Below are 16,823 nucleotides of genomic sequence, written 5' to 3' on the forward strand. Positions count from 1 at the left end.
AACAAGAGACCCGCTCACACCCCACTTGGGCGTGGTATGGTGGCGGGGGAAAAACAAACAGAAAGGCGGGGGGGGCCCACCCCCAACACGAAGTCGCCCCCCCCCCCGCCTGCCTGGCTCGGACGACCGTCAGGCGACGATCAGGTAGATGCCGTACGCGACGGCCGCCGCGCACAGGGCGAAGCAGGCGTACGCGGCGGTGCGGGCCAGGGCCGCGGAGCCTCCGCGGGCGGCGGCCTCCTCCTGCTTGGTGAGGCCGACGATGCCGAGGGAGAACAGGCCCACGAGGGCGACGGTCGCCACGAGGCTGACTCCGAAGACGGAGCCGAGAGCTGCCCAGTCGATCTTCATGTCGTTCGTTCCTTAGACCGCGGCGGCGGGGGCCGGGGGAGCGGTCGGGTCGGTGGGGACCGGCGCGGGGATGGTGGTCTTGAGGTCCTCGTCCGCGACGGCGGCGACGGAACCGGCGGCCGGCGGCGGGGTGACGGCCGCCATGGCGGTGGTCACGACGCCCGCGGGCTCGTCGTCGAGGTCGTCGGCGGTGACGTTGTTGTGGTCGACCGGCTTGCGACGGGAGAGCGACCAGATGACGGCGGAGCCGGAGACCAGCAGGACCGCGACGGCGGCGATGCCCCAGGGGCCCTGCTTGGTGAGGAACTCGGCACCGGCACCGACCACGGCCGCGGCGGGCAGGGTCAGACCCCAGGCGACGAACATCCGGGTGGCGGTCGACCAGCGGACCACGCCGCCCTTGCGGCCGAGACCGGCGCCCATCACGGCACCCGAGCAGGACTGGGTGGTGGAGAGCGAGAAGCCCAGGTGCGAGGAGGCGAGGATGACCGTCGCGGCGCTGGTCTGGGCGGCGAAGCCCTGCTGCGGCTGGAGGTCGGTGAGGCCCTTGCCCATGGTGCGGATGATGCGCCAGCCGCCGAGGTAGGTGCCGAGGGCGATGGCGACGCCGGCGGAGACGATGACCCAGAGCGGAGGGTTCGAGCCGGGGGCGACGACACCCTGGGTGACCAGGGCGAGGGTGATGATGCCCATCGTCTTCTGGGCGTCGTTGGTGCCGTGGGCGAGGGAGACGAGACCGGCGGAGGCGATCTGGCCGGCCCGGTAGCCCTTGGCCGTGGCCTTCGCCTCGGGGTTGGCCTTGATCCTGTACGTCAGCTTGGTGGCTGCCATCGCGGCGAGGCCGGCGACGAGCGGCGCGGCGACGGCCGGGATGAGGACCTTGGTGACGATGGTCGGGCCGTTCACGGCCGACCAGCCGGCCGACATGACCGCGGCACCGATGAGACCGCCGAACAGGGCGTGGGAGGAGCTGGACGGAAGTCCGAGCAGCCAGGTCAGGAGATTCCAGAGGATCGCGCCGACCAGCGCGGCGAAGATCACCTCTGTACGAATGCCCTCTTCGTTGATGATCCCGCCGGAGATCGTCTTGGCGACCTCCACGGACAGGAACGCGCCGACGAGGTTCAGCGCGGCGGACATGGCCACCGCCGTCTTCGGCTTGAGAGCACCGGTCGAGATGGTCGTCGCCATCGCGTTCGCGGTGTCGTGGAAACCGTTCGTGAAATCGAACACGAGAGCTGTCACGACCACAATGGCGAGCAGCAGCGTGATGTGTTCCATTTACCCAGGCAATCGTTTGAGGTCAGTGGCTGGACGAACGTAAGCAACCTGGGTGAACGGAAGGTGAACTGGGTCAGGCGGTGTGGTGTCCCGAACCGGTGTCAAGAGATTCCGCTTACGGTCCCGTTGCGCGCGCTGTCCACGATGCGGTCACCCCGCAACCCCGGGTAATCCGGGCCATCGCCGGGCACATGCGACCTGCCCCGGTTCCTCCCCGGGCACCCGGTTCCGCTCCCTGGACGGAACCATCCGACCGGGGGACCCCGTGGACGAGACCCATGTCACTCCCCGGAGGGCCCCGGGCGCCCGGGGGGCCCGGGAGGCCCGCCGGCCGTACCCCTCGTCCGTACCGTCGTCCGAACCCCTCGCCCGAACTCCTCGCCCGAACCCCCGTCCGAACCCCTCCGCCGGCCTCCGCTCCGGGGCCGTACGGGTCCCACCGGTGGCACTCCGCCCCCACCCTGCCGAGACTGGGAGCGTGCGCCCGGCTACAGCGACGGCAGCGGCCGTCACCACTCTGCTCGGTGTCGGCGCGGCCGCGTTCGCGGCCGGCCGGTACGCCAGCGACGTCGCCCTCAGGGCGCCGTCCGGACGTCCCCTGCCCGGGGACCCCAAACTCACCGTGCACGCCACGGGCCCCGAACGGATCACCCTCACCCGCAGCCTCGCCTCGCTGCGCCCCGGAACGTACGGGATGGAGGGACACGGCCAGCACGCCGTCGTCGGTCCGGTCCTCGACCGGGTCCCGCACACCGCCGACACCGTCGTCCGGCGCCTCGAACGCGTCGAGCGCGGGGTGCTCGGACCCGGCTCCCGCGTCCGCCTCACCCCCCAGCTGCACATCGGCACGCCGATCAGCGCTCTCGGGCTCGCCCACGAGGACGTCGAGATCCCCGGCGAGCTCGGACCCCTGCCTGCCTGGCTGGTCGCCGCACCCCGCACCACCTGGGTGATCGCCCTGCACGGCCTCGGCACCACCCGCGAGCACCCGCTGAACGTCGTCCCCTTCTTCAACCGCCGCAAGATCCCCGTCCTCGTCCCCGCCTACCGCGGCGACGAGGGAGCACCCGCCTCCCCCGACGGCCTCGCCCACCTCGGCGACTCCGAGTGGCGCGACGTCGACGCCGCCATCCGCTACGCCGTCCACCGGGGTGCGTCGAAGATCGTGCTGCACGGCTGGGGGACCGGCGCCTCGATGGCCCTGCGCGCCGCCACCGAATCCGGGGTGCGCGACCGGATCAGCGGCATCGTCCTCGACTCGCCCGTCCTGGACTGGGAGGCCACCCTCCGCAACCTCGCGGCGGCCCACCACGTCCCCGCGCCCCTGCTCCCGCTCGCCGTCCGCGCCGCCCAGGGCAGGACCGGACAGCACGGCGACCTCCTGGAGGAGGCCTCCGCGCCCGGCGCGCTGCGGGTCCCCGTCCTCCTCTTCCACGGCCCCGACGACACCATCGCCCCCTGGGAACCGTCCGTCGAACTCGCCGCCCGCCGACCCGATCTGGTCACCCTCCAGACCGTCCGGCACGCCCCGCACGCGTCGATGTGGAACGCCGACCCGGTCCGCTACGAGGAGGCCCTGCGCCGCTTCCTCACCCCGCTCCTCTAGGGCCCCGCGGAGGGCGTCGGGGACGGCGCGGCCGATTCCGATTGGGCTTTCGGGCCGTCAGCGGGAAGACTGCCCCCGTGACGTCTCGAAAGCCCGATGAACCATTGGCGCGCAACTCCAGACTCCGACTCGTCCGCCCGCGGGCGCTGGCCACCGCCCGACGGGCCGTGACGACCCGGCGCACCCGGCCGGCGCCGCGGCCGCCCGAGGGCACTCCGCCCCGTGCGGAGCTCGCCCGCCAGGCCCGGCACGTCCTCGCCGACGCGGTACGGATCGCCCGCTGGGCAGCCGTCGAGCGCGGCGCCACAGCGGCACCCCGCAGCGGCCCCGGAGCCGTCCCCGCACAGGAACGGGCCGCCGCCGCACTGAACCTGACGCCCGGCCAGATCCGGGCCGGCTGGGACCGCGCCCGGCTCGCCGGCCTCGTCGAGCTCCACGGCGACACCGCCCGCCCCGGCTGGCGGCTGCACGCCTGGGACCGTGACGACTCGGCCGTGCTGCGCGGCTGGGTCGCCCTCTTCGACGCCTGGTCCCTGGTGCACCCGGCCCCCGAGGGGGTCGAGCCGAGCGCCGTCGCCGAGGTCGTCGAGGCCCTCCCCCAGGTCCTGTCGCTGCTCCAGCTCTCCCAGGGCCCGGTCCTCGTCCCCGCCCTCCTCGACCTGCTCGGCCAGCGCGTCGAGGAGCTGCGCGAGGAGCGCTGCGAGGTCCCGGGGGCCGAACAGGCCCCCGAGGCCGTGGAGGCCGCCGGGGCCACCGGCGCGTCCGCCGCCGTGAACGCCGCGGCCGACGCGGCCGACGCCGCCGACGGCACCGACGGGCTCCCTGCCCTGCTCGACTGGGCACTCGAAGGCCTGGCGGCCGTCGGCGCGCTCACCCTGGACCCCGGCGCGGAGGGGCGTCACGCCACCCTGACCCCGCTCGGCAACTGGGCGGTCTGGGTCAAGCTGGAGCAGATCTGCGTCGCCGCGCAGAGCCCCGCCGGGAACATCGAGCAGTCCGCCGAGGACATGCTCCGCGGCTGCGCCCGGCTCACCCCCGGTCCGGCCCGCGCCGAGTACCGCGCCTGGCTCGCGGCCCGCACCCTGTCCAGCGCGGTGACCGAACTCCTCACCGTCGCCCGCGGCGAGGACGCGCTGCTGCGCGGGCTCGCCTTCGAGGCGCTCCGGGTCGTCGGCGCCCCCGCCGAGGCCGAGGTTCGGGCCACCGTCGCCGAACCCTCCCTGCGGCCGTACGCGCTGCTCTGGCTCGCCGAGTACGAGGGCGCCGACCCCGACGACGCCCAGGAGGTCCTCACCCGCGAGGAGTCCACCTGGCTCTGGGTGGACACGGCCGCCGCCGTCGCCGACCACGGGGAGAGCGAGCTGCTCGTCCGGCACCTCGACTCCGCCGTGCAGGGCACCGTCCCCGCGCTCCTCGACGAGATCAGGGCCGTCGGCCACCCCCGTACCGTGCAGGTCCTGGTCGCCCTCGCCGCCGCCCACCCGGACCCGGCGCTGGCAAAGGCCGTCCGCCGGGCCGCCTTCCAGGTCCACACCGGGGGAGCGTGACGGGATCCCCGCCCGGGGATCCCGAGGGAGACCCTCCGGCGCCCGCTACTCCGCGGCGCCGGGGGTGTACGTCCCGAAGCTCCAGACGTTGCCCTCGGCGTCCCTCGCCATGTAGTCCCGCGAGCCGTACTCCTGGTCCTTGGGGGGCATCACGATCTCGACGCCGTGGGCCACGGCCCGCGCGTGGTGCTCGTCGACGTCGTCCACGTGCACGAACACGCCGACCGGTCCCGCGTCGGTCATCAGCTTGTCGAACTCGCTGCCGGTGCCCTTGCTGCCCAGCATCACCATGCCGTTCCCGTACGACAGCTCGGCGTGCGCCACGCGCCCGTCCTCGGTCTCGTACACGGCGTTCGCGCGGAAGCCGAAGCCCTCCGTGAGCAGGCTGATCGCCGCCTTCGCGTCCTCGTACGTCAGCGTCGGACAGATGTGGGGAGCCTCAGCCATCCCGATCACTTCCTCTCGATTCAGTCGAATGTGACCCGCGTCTCAGTCTGGCAGTCCCCGTCGGCAATCAGCGGAAGGTGTTGCACCGGGCCATGTCGCCCGTCCGGTACCCCTCGTAGAACCACTGCTGACGCTGGGCCGCGGAGCCGTGGGTCCAGCTCTCCGGGGTCACCCGGCCCTGGAACCTCTCCTGGATCCGGTCGTCGCCCACCGCGGCCGCCGCGTCCAGGCCGTCCCGGATGTCCTCCTCCGTCAGCCGCGTGAGCAGCGGCCGGCCCGTACGGTCGTCGGGCGTGGTGGTGGCGTGCCGGGCCCACACGCCCGCGTAGCAGTCGGCCTGGAGCTCGACCCGCACGGCGTTGGAGTCCGCGCCGGTCCGCCCGTCCTGGGCGCGGCTCAGGGTCCCCATCAGGTTCTGGATGTGGTGGCCGTACTCGTGCGCCACCACGTACGCCTGGGCGAAGGGGCCGCCGCTCGACCCGAACTTGGTGCGCAGCTCGTCGAAGAAGCCCAGGTCCAGATAGACCTGCCGGTCGCCCGGGCAGTAGAACGGCCCCACCGCCGAGGTCGCGGAGCCGCAGGCGGTCGGGACCCGCCGGCTGAACATCACGGTGGCGGCGCTCCCGTAGGTTCCGCCCCGGCGCGCGTACTCGCTCCGCCAGAAGTCCTGCACGCTGTTGACGACGGCGACGATCCGGCAGTCCTCGCGGGTGTTGGCGTCCGAGCCCTTCCTGCAGGCCTGGGTCACCTGGGCGGCCCCCGAGGAGCTGGCCACCGGCTCGTCGCCGCCCGAGAGTCCGAGCTGGTCCGGCCCCACCCCGAGGAACAGGCCCAGGATCAGGGCGATGAAGCCGATGATGCCGCCGCCGACGGTCGCCTTCCCGCCCGGGATGCGGCTGCTCCGGACGTCCTTGACCTCCGAGGTGTCCAGATCGGCGTCGTCGTCGAACTGCACGGCCCACCATCCTCCGCGTCACTGCCGCGGCAGAGGCCGCCGCCCTGCGCCGAGTATCGGCCGATCTCCCAGCATTCGCCCCTTTTGTTCCAGCAACAGCGGTTATGTGAGAAAGCTCCGATCGGGCCCCTGGACCCCCTCGTGGCCTAAAAGCAGTTGCAGGGGCCCGTTAGACTGGCCGCATGGCCATTCTCCCCGTGCATTAGCGGCGTCGAAGCCCTCCACCAGCCGTCCTTCCGCCGTTTCCCATCGCCCTGGAGTCTGTCCGTGATCACCGCTTCCGGCATCGAGCTGCGCGCCGGCGCCCGAGTCCTCATCGAGTCCGCTTCCTTCCGTGTCGCCAAGGGCGACCGCATCGGCCTCGTCGGTCGCAACGGAGCGGGCAAGACCACCCTCACCAAGTGCCTCGCGGGCGAGGGCGTCCCCGCCGCCGGCCAGATCGCCCGCTCGGGAGAGGTCGGCTACCTCCCGCAGGACCCGCGCACCGGCGACCTCGACGTCCTGGCCCGCGACCGCATCCTCTCCGCCCGAGGCCTCGACGTCCTCCTCAAGAAGATGCGTATGAACGAGGAGCGCATCGCCACCGGCGCCGGCGCCACCCGCGACAAGGCGATGCGGCAGTACGAGCGCCAGGAGACCGAGTTCCTGACCAAGGGCGGGTACGCGGCCGAGGCCGAGGCCTCCACCATCGCCGCCGCCCTGGGTCTGCCCGACCGGGTCCTCGGCCAGCCGCTGCACACCCTCTCCGGTGGTCAGCGCCGCCGTGTCGAGCTCGCCCGGATCCTCTTCTCCGACGCCGACACGCTCCTCCTCGACGAGCCGACCAACCACCTCGACGCCGACTCCATCGTCTGGCTCCGGGACTACCTGAAGAGCTACCGCGGCGGCTTCATCGTGATCTCCCACGACGTCGACCTCGTCGAGACCGTGGTCAACAAGGTCTTCTACCTGGACGCCAACCGCTCCACGATCGACGTCTACAACATGGGCTGGAAGCTCTACCAGCAGCAGCGCGAGGCCGACGAGAAGCGCCGCAAGCGCGAGCGCCAGAACGCCGAGAAGAAGGCCGCGGCCCTCAACTCGCAGGCCGACAAGATGCGGGCCAAGGCCACCAAGACCGTGGCCGCGCAGAACATGGCCAAGCGCGCCGAGCGACTGCTCTCCGGTCTCGAGGCGGTGCGCGCCTCCGACAAGGTCGCCAAGCTCCGCTTCCCCGACCCCGCGCCCTGCGGCAAGACCCCGCTGACGGCCGAGGGACTCTCGAAGTCCTACGGCTCGCTCGAAATCTTCACCGATGTGGATCTCGCGATCGACAAGGGCTCGCGCGTCGTCATCCTCGGCCTCAACGGCGCGGGCAAGACCACGCTGCTCCGGCTGCTCGCCGGCGCCGAGAAGCCCGACACCGGCGAGGTGACCCCGGGCCACGGTCTCAAGCTCGGCTACTACGCCCAGGAGCACGAGACGCTCGACCCCGAGCGCAGCGTCCTGGAGAACATGCGCTCGGCCGCGCCGGACCTCGACCTCGTCCAGGTCCGCAAGACGCTCGGCTCGTTCCTCTTCTCCGGCGACGACGTCGACAAGCCGGCCGGGGTGCTCTCCGGTGGCGAGAAGACCCGTCTGGCCCTGGCCACCCTGGTCGTCTCCTCGGCGAACGTGCTGCTCCTCGACGAGCCCACCAACAACCTGGACCCGGCCAGCCGCGAGGAGATCCTCGGGGCCCTGCGGACCTACAAGGGCGCCGTCGTCCTCGTCACCCACGACGAGGGCGCGGTCGACGCGCTGGAGCCGGAGCGGATCATCCTGCTCCCGGACGGCGTCGAGGACCTGTGGGGCCCGGACTACGCGGACCTGGTCGCGCTCGCCTGACCCGGAGAGGACCGGGTGATCATGCCCGGCTGGATCATTCGGCCCACGGGTGATCCTTCATCTGAGTGAGGGCGTCTCGTACACCCCGGCGCGGTGCTCTGCCGAATCCTTCCGGCAGACCCGCGCCGTACGTGCGTTCCCCCTGTATCGCTGACCTGCTGATTCCCGTGTCGGGTGCCGGGGAGCCCGGTTTCCGGCCCAGCGGAATCAAGGGTTCCGGTCGTGACGAACGCGCGCCTGTCCACAAACCCGGCGGCATGGACCTTGTCGAATGGGTGGCCAGGACGGACGGGAGGGGTGATCATGAGAAGTCCAGAGCGCACTTCCCATGAGGAGGCACGGGTGGCCGAGACTCTGAAGAAGGGCAGCCGGGTGACCGGCGCCGCGCGCGACAAGCTCGCGGCAGACCTGAAGAAGAAGTACGACTCCGGTGCGAGTATCCGGGCGCTGGCCGAGGAAACGGGCCGCTCCTACGGATTCGTCCACCGGATGCTCAGTGAGTCCGGAGTCACGCTGCGTGGACGCGGCGGAGCGACCCGGGGCAAGAAAGCCGCCTCGGCCTGACATAGGACGCCTCGACCGGGCCACCGGATCTCCCGGTGGCCACCCGGTCGGTCATCGCGCCGGCCAGGTGGTTACTGTGCAGTCACTTAGCATTTCGCATGCAGTGTGCTGCACCGTAACCGGAGGCGCCCCATGACTACGCTCGACGACTCTGAGCTCGTATTCGACAAGGACGGTGTACGGCTCACCGTCGAGGACGCCGTTGCCACGGTGACCCTGACCAATCCGGCGAAGCGCAACGCTCAGTCTCCCGCTCTGTGGCGGGCGTTGACAGAAGCCGGCCGGTCTTTGCCCGGCAGCGTGCGGGTCGTCGTTCTGCGCGGTGAGGGACAGTCCTTCTCCGCCGGACTCGACCGGCAGGCGTTCACGCCCGAGGGCTTCGACGGAGAGCCGTCCTTCCTCGATCTCGCGCGCGGTTCCGACGCGGACCTCGACGCGGTCATCGCCGAGTACCAGGAGGCGTTCACCTGGTGGCGCCGCAGCGACCTCGTGTCGATCGCGGCCGTCCAGGGGCACGCCATCGGCGCGGGCTTCCAGCTCGCCCTCGCCTGCGACCTGCGGGTCGTCGCCGAGGACGTGCAGTTCGCCATGCGCGAGACCAGCCTGGGTCTCGTCCCGGACCTGACCGGGACGCACCCGCTCGTCTCGCTCGTCGGCTACGCCCGCGCGCTGGAGATCTGCGCGACCGGCCGCTTCGTCCACGCGGAGGAGGCCGAGCGCATCGGCCTCGCCAACCTGTCCGTGCCCGCCGACGAGCTCGACGCGGCGGTACGGGACCTCGCCGCCGCCCTGCTCGCGGCGCCGCGCGACGCGGTCACCGAGACCAAGGCGCTCCTCCAGGGCGTCTCCGGCCGCTCGTACGAGGAGCAGCGCGTCGCCGAGCGTGCCGCCCAGGCCCGCCGTCTGCGCGACCTCGCGGGCCTCGGCGACTGACGCTCGCACGCGCAGCCTGCCTGCCCCGGGGTGTGTCCCGTCTGATCGACACGACACCCCGACAGGGCCTAGCCGTCTCTTCCGGATCTTGCCTGGCCCGCGCCGCCCGGCACCGCACCTCGCCGCGTTGTCGGGACACCCGAGTACATCCAGTACACGCCGCCCCTCCGCCTTGCGATGCGTCCCCTCGGCCCTGGCGGACCTGGGGAGACCCCAGGCACCGGACGACGCGGGCCTGACCGGCAGGATCCGGAAGAGACGACCTAGCGCAGGTCCGACACCACGACCGTGACCGCGACGCCCTCCGGGGCGATCGCGGTCACCGCCGTGCGCACCGCGCGGGCCACGTCCAGGGGGCGGGCCCCGGCCGTCACGGCCAGTTCCACCCGCACCCCGTCGGGCCCCCGGCGCACCGGCGGACCCAGCGTGTCCGTCACCGCCGCGACCCCCGTCACCCCGAGCGCGGCGAGTGCCAGAGGGTCGTCCGTCGCCGGAGAGGTCGGGCCCGGTCGGGGAGCCGCACCGGCGTCCGGTTCCGGCGGCGCCGCGTCGAGCAGCTCCGCCACCCGCAGGTCCACCGCGTCGACCACCAACCCGAGCCCGCCCTCGGCCGAGGAGAGCAGCGCCGCCCGCAGTTCCTCGGTGAGTTCCGGCAGCGGGCGCCCGGCCACCGCGCCGAACGAGGCCGAGACGAGCACGGCCCCCGACTCCGGATCCTCGGGGGCCTCCGCCGGTCCGATCCGCAGCCGGCCCGGCACCACGCCGCGTACCTCCGCGGCCACCCTGCCGAGGACCTCGCGCACCGCCCGCTCGGTGATCCAGGCCCCCTCCGCCGTCGCTCCGAGCGGCAGCAGCCTGCCCGGGGCGAGGCGGTCGCGTACCGCCGCCGTCCAACCCTCAGCCGTCGTCATTACCCCAGCCTGCCGTATCCCCGGGGCGAGACCGGGTAAGCGCCCTTAGTGTGGGCGAAGAACCCCGAAATAACCCAGAAGGGGCGAAACGTGATGACGGACACCACGCATTCCAGCGAGTCCACCGGCGACGAACCGCGCCGGACCTCGGTCACCAAGCGCGGCGGCGGCGCTCCCGCCTCCCGGGGCCGGACCACCATCGCCGACGGAGTCGTCGAGAAGATCGCCGGACTTGCCGCCCGTGACGTCGAAGGCGTCCACGCCATGGGCAGCGGCCTCTCCCGTACCTTCGGCGCCGTGCGGGACCGGGTCCCGGGCGGGGGCAGCAGCAAGTCGAACGTCACGCGAGGGGTGAAGGCCGAGGTCGGCGAGGTGCAGACCGCGCTCGACCTGGAGATCGTCGTCGACTACGGCGTCTCGATCGCCGACGTCGCCGGCGATGTCCGCGAGAACGTCATCGCGGCCGTGGAGCGCATGACGGGCCTCGAGGTCGTCGAGGTCAACATCGCGGTCAGCGACGTCAAGCTGCCCGATGAGGAGGAGGACGAGCCGGAATCGCGGCTGCAGTAGGCGCTGACGGCTTGGTAGAGGGGGCTCGGGAAGACTCGGAAAGAGGTCAGGAATGAGCATGGCGGTGGTCGGCCTGGTGGCCGGCATGGCTCTCGGCTTCGCCGGATACTTCGGCGGTTTCGGAGCGTTTGTTCTGGTCGCGGCTTTGGGGGCGATCGGCTTCGTGGCAGGCCGCTTCCTCGACGGCGACCTCGAACCCGGTGACTTCTTCCGGGGCCGCGACCGCGGCGACCGGCCGCGGTGACGGGGGTGGCAGCCCGACTCGCCGACCGGGGCCCGATGCGCGACCGGGGAGCGACCAAGATCGCCGACCGGGTCGTCGCGAAGATCGCCGCGCAGGCGGCGAGGGAGGCCGCGGGCCCCGCTCCGGCGGGCGGATCGAAGCCGCACGCCTCGGTCGTCGTCCACCGGGACGTCGCCCGGGTCGCGGTGAGCCTCGAACTCGACTACCCCACCGACATCGGACGCCGGTGCGGCGCCGTGCGCGGCCGGGTCCGCGCGCGCGTGGAGGAGCTCGTGGGCATGGAGGTCCACGAGGTCACCGTCCAGGTGGAACGCCTCCACTCCGCGCTCACCGGCCAGTCCTCCCCGAGGGGCCGCCTGTCATGACGACGCCCCCCGAACCGCCCCCCGCCGACGAGCCGGCCCCGGCCTCCGGCGACGAGCCGACCCGGGCCCGCGGCGGCGACCCCGGCTCACCCGCCGGCTCCCACCCCGACGCGCCTGCTGCCGGCTCCCGCTCGGGGGCCCACTCCGACGACGGCACCGTCCTCACCGAAGCCGCCCCCGCCCCCACACCCCGCGTCCGCCGCTTCTGGTCGGTCCGCCGCATCCCCGCCGCCGTGCTCGCGGCGTTCGTCCTCGGCGGAGCCGGGCTCCTGCTCTACGACGTGGCCTCCGTACGGGCCGACCGCAGCGCCATGGCCTGGCGGCGTGAACTCGCCGACGGCCTCGCGACCCGGCCGCTCGACGACACCGCGGTCGTCCTGGGCGCCGCCCTCGCGGTCGTCCTCGGCCTCTGGCTGCTGGTCCTGGCCACGACCCCGGGCCTGCGCGAGATCCTCCCGATGCGTCGCGAGCACGCCGACGTGCGGGCCGGACTCGACCGGGAGGCCGCCACCCTCGCCCTGCGGGACCGGGCCATGGAGGTCTCCGGCGTGCAGTCCGTCCGGGTCCGCGTCGGCCGCGCCAAGGTGGCGGCCAAGGCGGTCTCGCACTTCAGGGCGCTCGACGAGGTCCGCGGCGACCTGGAGACGGCCCTCGCGGCCGGCATCGACGAACTCGGCCTCGCCCACCCGCCCGCGCTGACGGTACGGGTGGCCCGGCCGCCCAGGAAGGGATGAGCCCGTGAGGGTCGTCGTCCTCGACGGGACGAACCCGCAGAGGGTCGTCCTCCGGAAAGGAGTGAGCCGGTGAGTGTCGTCCTCCGGCGCGTCAACCGTGCCCTGCTCGGGCTTGCCGGGCTGCTCCTCGTCGTCCTCGGCGGGGCGGTCCTCGCCGCCTCCCTCGATCTGTCCGTACCGTCCTGGTGGCCCTGGTCGGGCCCCTCGGACGTGCTGCTGTCCGCCGCCGACCGGCAGCGCTGGCGCGAGGAGAGCTGGTGGTGGCCGGTGGTCATCGCGGCCCTCGGACTCGTCGTCCTCCTCGCCCTGTGGTGGCTGCTCGCCCAGTTCCGGCGGGCCCGGCTCGCCGAGGTCGTCGTCGACAGCGGTGACGGCGAGGCGGCCGTCCTGCGCGGCCGGGCCCTGGAGGGCGTCCTGGAGGCGGACGCCACGGCCCAGGAAGGCGTGGCCAAGGCCCGGGTCTCCCTCACGGGCCGCCGGGCCACCCCCCGTACCCGTGTCGCGCTCCTCCTGGAGCCGTACGCCTCCCCGGGGGACGCCCTGACCACGCTCAGCACCCAGGCCCTGGCCCACGCGCGGACGTCCACGGGCCTGTCCGCCCTGCCCACGGAGGCGCGCCTGCGGGCGGTGAAGCACCGGGCCCGCAGGGTCACCTGAGGGTCAGAACCCGGCGCGCGCCCCGCCGTCCACCGGGAGCATCAGTCCCGTCAGGTACGAGGCGGCCGGCGACAGCAGGAAGGCCGCCGTCCGCCCGAACTCCTCCGGGGTGCCGTAGCGGCGCAGCGGGATGGTGGCCTCGTTGGCCGCGCGGGCCGCGTCCGCGTCGCCGGAGAGCGAGTCCAGGAACCGCACCCGGTCCGTGTCGATCCGGCTGGGCAGCAGCCCGATCACCCGCACCCCACGCGGCCCCAGGTCGTTGGCGAGGGACTTCGCGAAGCCCGCGAGACCCGGGCGCAGACCGTTGGAGATCGTCAGGCCGGGGATCGGCTCGTGGACCGAGCCGGACAGGACGAAGCCGATGACGCCGCCCTCGCCGAGGCTCTCGGCGGCCGCGCGGGCCAGTCGTACGGCCCCGAGGAACACGGTGTCGAAGGCGGTCGCCCAGTCCTCGTCGGTGTTGTCGGCCGCGAAACCGGGCGCCGGTCCGCCGACGCTGATGAGGATGCCGTCGAAGCCGCCGAACCGCGCCCGCGCCTCGGCGACCAGCCGCGCCGGGGTCTCCGGGTCGGTGTTGTCGGCGGCGATGCCCGCCGCGCCCGGCCCCAGCCCGGCCACGGCCTCGGCGACGGTCTTCTCCTCGCGGCCGGTGACGAGCACCTTGGCCCCCTCGGCGAGCAGCGCCTCGGCGGAGGCCCGCCCGAGCCCCCGCGTCGCCCCGGTCACCACGTACACACGGTCCTTCAGTCCAAGATCCATGGACCTATCCTGCCGGGTCCTGATCCTCGGCTGCCAGCGCGAGCGCCGTGCCCACCAGGCCGATGTGACTGAAGGCCTGCGGGAAGTTGCCCAGCTGGCGGTCCGTCACCGGGTCGTACTCCTCCGCCAGGAGGCCGACGTCGTTGCACAGGGCCACGAGACGTTCGAAGAGCTCGCGGGCCTCCTCGCGGCGGCCGCACAGCCGGAGCGCGTCCGCGAGCCAGAAGGAGCAGACCAGGAAGGTGCCCTCCTGCCCCGGGAGACCGTCCACCGCCTCCGAGCCGGTGCTGTAGCGGCGTACGTAGCCGCCGTGCATCAGCTCCTCCCGTACCGCGTCCACCGTGCCCACCACCCGGGGGTCGTCCGGCGGCAGGAAGCCGACCTGCGGGATGAGCAGGGTCGCGGCGTCCAGCTCCTGCGAGCCGTACGACTGGGTGAAGGTGTTCCGCACCGGGTCGTAGGACCGGGCGCACACCTGGGCGTGGATCTCGTCCCGCATCGTCCGCCACCGTGCCGCGTCCCCCGGCAGCGAGGGGTCCGCCTCCAGGGTGCGCACCGCCCGGTCGGCGGCCACCCAGGCCATCACCTTCGAGTGGGTGAAGTGCCGGCGCGGCCCGCGTACCTCCCACAGTCCCTCGTCGGGCTCGCGCCAGGTCGACTCCAGGAAGCCGAGCAGGCTCAGCTGGAGGTTCCAGGCGTGCCGCTCCGCGGGAATCCCGGCCTCACGCGCCCGGTGGAACGAGTCCATGACCTCGCCGTACACATCGAGCTGGAACTGGTCCACGGCCGCGTTCCCGGTCCGTACCGGCGCCGAGTCGGCGTAGCCGCGCAGCCACGGCAGGGTGGTCTCGGGGAGCCGGCGCTCCCCGGCGGGCCCGTACATGATCTGCAGGTCGGCCGGGTCTCCGGCGACCGAGCGGAGCAGCCAGTCCCGCCAGGCGCAGGCCTCGTCGACGTACCCGGCGGCGAGCAGCGCGCCGAGGGTGAGGGAGGAGTCGCGCAGCCAGCAGGCCCGGTAGTCCCAGTTCCGTACGCCGCCGACCTCCTCCGGCAGGGAGGTGGTGGGAGCGGCCATGATGCCGCCGGTGGGGGCGTAGGTGAGGGCCTTGAGGGTGATCAGGGAGCGCAGCACCGCCTCCCGGTACGGGCCCCGGTAGGTGCAGCGGCCCGCCCACTCCCGCCAGTCCGCGAGCGACTGTTCGAGCGCCTCGAAGGGGTCGACGAGGTCGGGGCGCGGCTCGTGCGAGGGGTGCCAGGTCAGGACGAAGGCCACCTTCTCGCCTGCGGAGACGGTGAAGGAGGAGCAGGTGGAGAACTGCTGGCCCCAGGTCTTCACGGGCGGCTCGCTGCGCAGCCAGACCGCGTCGGGCCCGGCGACCGCGACCCGGTGGCCGTCGGAGCGGCGCATCCAGGGCACGATCGAGCCGTAGTCGAAGCGGAGCCGCAGGACGCCGCTCATCTCGACCGTGCCGCTGACGCCCTCGATGATCCGCATCAGGTCCGGGGCCCTGTCGCGCTGTGGCATGAAGTCGACGACCTTGACCGTGCCGGTACGGGTCTCCCAGTAGGTCTCCAGGACGAGGGAGTCCTCGGCGTACCGGCGGGAGGCACAGGTCGTGGCGCCCTTGGGGGCGATCCGCCAGTGGCCGTTGTTCTCGTCGCCGAGGATCGCGGCGAAGCAGGCGGCGGAGTCGAAGCGGGGCAGACACAGCCAGTCGACCGACCCGTCGCGGCCGACGAGCGCGGCGGTCTGGAGATCGCCGATGAGGGCGTAGTCGTCGATACGTTGCGTCACGCTTTGGGCTGTTCCCGGAAGCGGCGGCGGTCAATCAGAGGGACGGGGTGGCCTGGATCGCTTCCGGGTCCTGTTCCGGGGTTCCCGGGGTGTCGTTTCCCTTGGTGCCGGTGGTGGCGGCGGTCTGCCGGTCGTGCTTCTCGCGGCGGACCAGGATCACCCAGCCGACGGGTACCCCGGCCGCGAAGAGCCACCACTGCACGGCGTACGCCATGTGGGCGCCGATCGACGTGTGGTCGGGCTCGGGGATCAGCTCGGGGGTGTCCCCGGCGGGCTCGGGCCCGGTCTGCTCAAGGTAGCCGCCGAGCACCTCGCGGCCGATGAGCTCCGCCTGCTGCGTGCTGTTGATGAGCATGACCTGGCGGTCCGGCAGACCCTTCAGGTCCTTGATGCCGCTGGCGCCGGTCGTCTCGTCGGCCTTGAGCCGGCCGCTGATGGTGACCTCGCCCTTGGGGGCGGGCGGCACCGGCGGGTAGGAGTGCTGGTCGGCGGCGGCCGGGATCCAGCCGCGGTTCACCAGGACGATCCGGCCGTCCCGGAGGACCAGCGGGCTCAGGATGTGCACGCCGACCCGCTCGTCGGAGGAGGTGCGGCGGCGGACGACCACCTCGTGGGCGGTGTCGAAGGTGCCGGTGGCGGTCACGGGCCGCCAGTAGTCGGAGCGCGGGACCGTGTGGCCGGGGGTGGTGAGCTCCTCGACCGGGACCGGCTTCGCCGCGATGCTGTCCGCGATCAGGGCGTTCTGGGCGACCCGGCGCTCGTGCCGGTGGAACTGCCAGAAGCCCAGCTCGATCATCGTCGGGACGAGGACGAGGGCGATCAGGGTGAGGATCACCCACTGCCGGGACAACAGGAAGCGGTACACCCCATGACCGTACAACTCGGTCCATGGGGTGTACGCACGGGGGGCGGCTCGCGGGAGGCGAGCCCAGGATCGTTTCCTCGGACCCTGTCGTTCTCGGCCCCTGCGGCTTCACGCCCTGGCGTTCTCGACCCCGACGGCCTCACACCCTGTCGACGATGCCCACCCTTCCCTCCGCGCGGGCGCAGTGACCGCCGCAGTACCAGCTGCCGTCGACCTCGACGCCCTGTCCGATGATCTGGACCCGGCAGTGCTCGCAGATGGGCGCCATGCGGTGGATGGCGCAGGCGAAGCAGTCGAAGACATGGACCGCGCCTTGCGCATGTACCTCGAAGGACATGCCGTAATCGTTTCCGCAGACCTCACAACGTGCCAT

General features: G+C 72.8%; 19 protein-coding genes. 10 read left to right on the top strand and 9 right to left on the bottom strand.

Annotated elements, in window-relative coordinates; genetic code table 11:
* Positions 1-129: 129 nt before the first annotated feature.
* Positions 130-351 (bottom strand): hypothetical protein, encoded by a 222-nt coding sequence (locus ACZ4XX_RS28040; protein ID WP_187624077.1) that lies wholly within the window; start codon positions 349-351, stop codon positions 130-132.
* A gap of 12 nt (positions 352-363) precedes the next feature.
* On the bottom strand, positions 364-1,632 hold the full coding sequence (locus ACZ4XX_RS28045) for an inorganic phosphate transporter (protein ID WP_468510650.1): 1,269 nt from the start codon (positions 1,630-1,632) through the stop codon (positions 364-366).
* Between the two features lie 478 nt (positions 1,633-2,110).
* Between ACZ4XX_RS28045 and ACZ4XX_RS28050 the strand changes: the two genes are divergently transcribed.
* The gene (locus tag ACZ4XX_RS28050; RefSeq protein ID WP_468510651.1) at positions 2,111-3,238 is read left to right on the top strand and encodes an alpha/beta hydrolase; all 1,128 of its coding nucleotides are present in this window, start codon (positions 2,111-2,113) and stop codon (positions 3,236-3,238) included.
* 77 nt (positions 3,239-3,315) lie between these two features.
* The gene (locus tag ACZ4XX_RS28055) at positions 3,316-4,785 is read left to right on the top strand and encodes a hypothetical protein (RefSeq protein WP_468510652.1); all 1,470 of its coding nucleotides are present in this window, start codon (positions 3,316-3,318) and stop codon (positions 4,783-4,785) included.
* 45 nt (positions 4,786-4,830) lie between these two features.
* Here the strand turns inward: ACZ4XX_RS28055 and ACZ4XX_RS28060 are convergent, their stop codons facing one another.
* On the bottom strand, positions 4,831-5,232 hold the full coding sequence (locus ACZ4XX_RS28060; protein WP_468510653.1) for a VOC family protein: 402 nt from the start codon (positions 5,230-5,232) through the stop codon (positions 4,831-4,833).
* Between the two features lie 67 nt (positions 5,233-5,299).
* Positions 5,300-6,187 (bottom strand): KPN_02809 family neutral zinc metallopeptidase, encoded by an 888-nt coding sequence (gene ypfJ, locus ACZ4XX_RS28065; RefSeq protein WP_468510654.1) that lies wholly within the window; start codon positions 6,185-6,187, stop codon positions 5,300-5,302.
* 267 nt (positions 6,188-6,454) lie between these two features.
* Between ypfJ and ACZ4XX_RS28070 the strand changes: the two genes are divergently transcribed.
* The 3 genes from ACZ4XX_RS28070 to ACZ4XX_RS28080 all read left to right on the top strand — a co-directional run bounded on the left by ACZ4XX_RS28070 (position 6,455) and on the right by ACZ4XX_RS28080 (position 9,550).
* Positions 6,455-8,053 carry an ABC-F family ATP-binding cassette domain-containing protein gene (locus ACZ4XX_RS28070; RefSeq protein WP_355964930.1) on the top strand — a complete coding sequence of 533 codons (1,599 nt, stop codon included), beginning with the start codon at positions 6,455-6,457 and terminating at the stop codon, positions 8,051-8,053.
* A 342-nt stretch (positions 8,054-8,395) separates the two neighbouring features.
* Entirely contained in the window at positions 8,396-8,617 is a 222-nt protein-coding gene (locus ACZ4XX_RS28075) for a helix-turn-helix domain-containing protein (RefSeq protein ID WP_006123601.1), read from the top strand.
* 132 nt (positions 8,618-8,749) lie between these two features.
* Positions 8,750-9,550, top strand: a complete 801-nt coding sequence (locus tag ACZ4XX_RS28080) for an enoyl-CoA hydratase/isomerase family protein (RefSeq protein WP_468510655.1) — start codon at positions 8,750-8,752, stop codon at positions 9,548-9,550.
* Positions 9,551-9,813: 263 nt separating this feature from the next.
* Here the strand turns inward: ACZ4XX_RS28080 and ACZ4XX_RS28085 are convergent, their stop codons facing one another.
* Positions 9,814-10,461 carry a hypothetical protein gene (locus ACZ4XX_RS28085; RefSeq protein WP_468510656.1) on the bottom strand — a complete coding sequence of 216 codons (648 nt, stop codon included), beginning with the start codon at positions 10,459-10,461 and terminating at the stop codon, positions 9,814-9,816.
* Positions 10,462-10,554: 93 nt separating this feature from the next.
* Between ACZ4XX_RS28085 and ACZ4XX_RS28090 the strand changes: the two genes are divergently transcribed.
* The 5 genes from ACZ4XX_RS28090 to amaP all read left to right on the top strand — a co-directional run bounded on the left by ACZ4XX_RS28090 (position 10,555) and on the right by amaP (position 13,031).
* Positions 10,555-11,031 carry an Asp23/Gls24 family envelope stress response protein gene (locus ACZ4XX_RS28090; protein ID WP_030322677.1) on the top strand — a complete coding sequence of 159 codons (477 nt, stop codon included), beginning with the start codon at positions 10,555-10,557 and terminating at the stop codon, positions 11,029-11,031.
* Between the two features lie 52 nt (positions 11,032-11,083).
* Positions 11,084-11,275: a hypothetical protein gene (locus ACZ4XX_RS28095; RefSeq protein ID WP_468510657.1), complete on the top strand. Its 192-nt coding sequence runs from the start codon at positions 11,084-11,086 to the stop codon at positions 11,273-11,275.
* 35 nt (positions 11,276-11,310) lie between these two features.
* Complete coding sequence (locus ACZ4XX_RS28100) at positions 11,311-11,640, top strand: Asp23/Gls24 family envelope stress response protein (RefSeq protein WP_468510707.1); 330 nt, start codon at positions 11,311-11,313, stop codon at positions 11,638-11,640.
* On the top strand, positions 11,637-12,374 hold the full coding sequence (locus ACZ4XX_RS28105; protein ID WP_468510658.1) for a DUF6286 domain-containing protein: 738 nt from the start codon (positions 11,637-11,639) through the stop codon (positions 12,372-12,374). The genes ACZ4XX_RS28100 and ACZ4XX_RS28105 overlap by 4 nt, the downstream gene beginning before the upstream one ends.
* Before the next feature lie 69 nt (positions 12,375-12,443).
* Positions 12,444-13,031 carry an alkaline shock response membrane anchor protein AmaP gene (gene amaP / locus ACZ4XX_RS28110; protein WP_468510659.1) on the top strand — a complete coding sequence of 196 codons (588 nt, stop codon included), beginning with the start codon at positions 12,444-12,446 and terminating at the stop codon, positions 13,029-13,031.
* A 3-nt stretch (positions 13,032-13,034) separates the two neighbouring features.
* On the opposite strand, the gene ACZ4XX_RS28115 is transcribed toward amaP, so the two are convergent.
* The 4 genes from ACZ4XX_RS28115 to ACZ4XX_RS28130 all read right to left on the bottom strand — a co-directional run bounded on the left by ACZ4XX_RS28115 (position 13,035) and on the right by ACZ4XX_RS28130 (position 16,823).
* A complete protein-coding gene (locus tag ACZ4XX_RS28115) occupies positions 13,035-13,790 on the bottom strand; it encodes an SDR family oxidoreductase (protein ID WP_468510660.1) in 756 nt (251 codons plus the stop codon).
* A gap of 4 nt (positions 13,791-13,794) precedes the next feature.
* Entirely contained in the window at positions 13,795-15,585 is a 1,791-nt protein-coding gene (locus ACZ4XX_RS28120) for a glycoside hydrolase family 15 protein (protein WP_468510661.1), read from the bottom strand.
* Between the two features lie 34 nt (positions 15,586-15,619).
* A complete protein-coding gene (locus tag ACZ4XX_RS28125; protein ID WP_468510662.1) occupies positions 15,620-16,450 on the bottom strand; it encodes an SURF1 family cytochrome oxidase biogenesis protein in 831 nt (276 codons plus the stop codon).
* Positions 16,451-16,589: 139 nt separating this feature from the next.
* Entirely contained in the window at positions 16,590-16,823 is a 234-nt protein-coding gene (locus ACZ4XX_RS28130) for a hypothetical protein (RefSeq protein WP_366301940.1), read from the bottom strand.

The organism is Streptomyces sp. NPDC029956 (genome assembly GCF_055574655.1).